At 70.7% G+C, this 2,836-nt stretch carries 4 protein-coding genes; all 4 read right to left on the bottom strand.

Annotated elements, in window-relative coordinates; genetic code table 11:
• On the bottom strand, positions 1 to 233 hold a 233-nt coding region (locus VNL12_RS17480), incomplete at its 3' end, for a glycerol-3-phosphate acyltransferase (protein WP_325596227.1).
• 937 nt (positions 234 to 1,170) lie between these two features.
• Complete coding sequence (locus tag VNL12_RS17475; RefSeq protein ID WP_325596226.1) at positions 1,171 to 1,641, bottom strand: hypothetical protein; 471 nt, start codon at positions 1,639 to 1,641, stop codon at positions 1,171 to 1,173.
• A complete protein-coding gene (locus tag VNL12_RS17470; protein WP_325596225.1) occupies positions 1,628 to 2,101 on the bottom strand; it encodes a hypothetical protein in 474 nt (157 codons plus the stop codon). Before VNL12_RS17470 ends, VNL12_RS17475 begins: the two co-directional genes overlap by 14 nt.
• Entirely contained in the window at positions 2,098 to 2,259 is a 162-nt protein-coding gene (locus VNL12_RS17465) for a hypothetical protein (RefSeq protein WP_325596224.1), read from the bottom strand. The genes VNL12_RS17470 and VNL12_RS17465 overlap by 4 nt, the downstream gene beginning before the upstream one ends.
• Positions 2,260 to 2,836 lie beyond the last annotated feature (577 nt).

Genomic DNA, 2,836 nt, shown 5'->3' with positions numbered 1-2,836 from the left:
CCGGTGTCGCCGGCAAGGGCCCGACCCACCAGGCCGGCGGCGACGCCCTTTCCCATGTCGGCGCCGAGCACGGCCAGGCCCCACCGGTTCCCCAGCACCGCGGCGGCGTTGGCCGCGCCCGGGTTGCCGCTGCCCGACGCGCGCACCTCGGTGCGGCGACCGGCGAGGCGGGAGGCGATGTCGGCCGAGGGCAGGGTGCCGGCCAGGTAGCCGACGGTCGCCGCGGCGGTCAACCGGGTCGGGGTCGAGGTGCGGCTCGGACGGACCCCGCGACGCGACTCGATTCTCCGCGCTCTCACGGCTCGGTCCCTCGCGGCGGCACCTGACCGACGGTAGGCCAGGTGAACACTCCGGGGGCATGCGGCCCATCGATCACGGCGCCCACGGAGGAGCCGGGCGGGTCTCGGGCCGCAGCAGGCCGCACCAGCGGCTCCAGACGTCCACCCTCACCGAGATGCTGCGCCTCTTCGCCCGCGGCCCGCACCCTGTCGGGCGACGCCTTCCTCGACACCGTCACCCTCCCGGTGACCCTGTGGCTCCTCGACAAGGCCAAGCTCGACGAAGCATGCACCGCACACCGCCGCCGATCCGGAGACCGACGGCGTCTGACCGGAGCTCGGGCGACGCAACGCCCGTTCGGAGCCGCGGACGGGTGTCGTAGCCTCGCCACGCGATCGACGCGGGGAGCCTCACGCCGAGGTGCACGCGCACGTCCCGCCCTCGTGGGCCCCGTGACAAAGGGGCACGGCCCAGGTCAGCGAAGGTGCTGCGGCGGAGGGATGAACGCAAGGCCCTGCTCGTCGCAACGCCGTCTGAACGCCTCGCGAACGCGACGGCGCCCTGGCTCTGCTCGTGAGTCTCTGGTCCTGGGGCTAGCGCCTCTTAGGGATGCTTGGAAACTCCGCCCGTCGACGTTGCACTTCTCGTTGTGGCGCGCCTTGTGGTCGGTACGCACCTCTAGGGATTCTGGGGAGACTGTGTGGCGCGGGAGCTCCTGCGCTCTCGACGGTTGTACGCCCCGGCGGGCCCGTGGCGAGGATCGGCGTCAGGCAAGGTCGTCGCCACGGGCGAGCGGGGACTTCTGGGTCGTCAAGGTTCGGCGCCCTGGGGGGCGGTACTTGGCCACCGTGGCCGGTTTGGCCGGTTTGGCCGGTCAGAAGCGAGAGGGTTCTAGGTCGAGGGGGCGGCCTGCTCGTAGTGGTCGTGGAGCAGCGCCCAGAAGAGGCGCGCCTTGCTCTTCTCATCCGGGGGTGCCTGAGTGGTGCCGTCGGGCCACTCCACCTCGCCGCTTCGAGCGAGGCGGAGCAGTCGTCGGCGCGCGGCTCGCCACTGGTCAGACCCGAGCTTGGCGTCGACGATGTCACGGGCCGTGAGGACGGCCACGTCGGTCGCATCGCTCCGGTCCTGGTCCAGGTACGAGGCCATGTCGAGGTCGTGCCACAGGAGCTCTCGGCCGGTCCGGCGGCGCAGCGAGTCGACCTCGGTGCTGCTCAGCAAGTGGTCGATGTCGGCGTCGTCGATGCAGCCCTGGGCGTATCTCGTGTAGGTGCCGGCGGCGACCAGGTCGTCGTCGGTGAGGCCTCGGATGTAGCGGGCCTCGACGTCGTCGAGCCAGGACCACAACGGCCTAAGCGTCGTCATCGTCGAAGTCCTCAGGGCCGAGGCGGAGCACGGTCCACCCCTGCTGCTCGAGTACCGCTTCCTCGAGGCGGTTGATCCGGTCGGCGAGCTCATCGGCCTCGAGGCGGGCGCCCTGGGCCAGCAACACCCGGGCCGCCCCGAGCCGGACGGACTCGTTCGCCGCCGTCGCCAGCAGCTCCCGGGTAGTGTCCAGCGCCTCGGAGACGAGGTCCGGCACCCGGGCGTTGACCTCATCGAGACGCACCCGGCGGGCAGCGTGGAGCCGGGTTGCGAAGACCCGGTCGGTGAGGCGGCGGCGCACCGTCCGCTCCGACACGCCGGCCACCCGGGCGGCATCCTTGTGGGAGTGCCCCTCGGCCAACAGCTCCAGGAGAACGCTGTCCTTGCTCTCCCTGTCGGACACCGCCTCGTCCGACGCCGAGGGGGCGCCGAACGAGATCGCGTCCTGCGAGGCGCTCACCGAGTCGACCTCGGCACGCTGATCGTGCCGAGCACCAGGCCCCGGGCGACCACTGTGAGCGGCAGCCCCTTCACACGGGCCAACCGGCGCAGAACCTCAGGCCCGGGCAGGGCATCGTCGACCTCGCGGAAGTCGGCGAAGATGGCCAAGGCGGCCACCTGCCCCACCTCCCTCTGGTTCAAACCGAGCCTGTGGCAGTCACCCCTGGCGTTCAGCACCCCCACCAGCAATGTGCCCGACGCTGCGGCCACGGCACGGTTGATTTCGTCTACCAGCACTGGATCTCTCCTCGGTATCGATGGCCCACGCCTGTGGGCACCCCTTACCGAGGAGACGAAGCCTCTTGGACAGGATCTGGCGGAAAAAGGTGTGAGGTCGTCCACGTGGTGCTCCTGCCCTTCTCCGGCTCGCCCCTTAGTGCCAACGGACCCCGACGGGGTCTGTTGCGTTGGCGGTCGCCGGGTCGCGCTCGTGGTCTGGCGCGGCGGGCCGGTTCCTTCAGAGGACGCGCTCGAGCTCGTCGAAGGCGGTGGCGAGGCGCAGGTGCGGTCGGGCGTAAGTGCCGAGCTCGTAGTGACCGCGCCGGAGGCCCTGTCTGTCAGGGTGGGGTGAGACACCTGGTGTAGCGGATCTTCTGTCCCCCACAGGGTGAGAACGGACCTTCCTTGATGACCTTGACGACTGCAGATCTGGTCGAACCGCGCCCACACTGGCGGGGTGGATGAGATCGACGGA

It is taken from the genome of Iamia sp. (assembly GCF_035575815.1).
Classification (GTDB): Bacteria; Actinomycetota; Acidimicrobiia; order Acidimicrobiales; family Iamiaceae; genus Iamia.
This window is presented reverse-complemented; position numbering and strand designations above follow the sequence as displayed.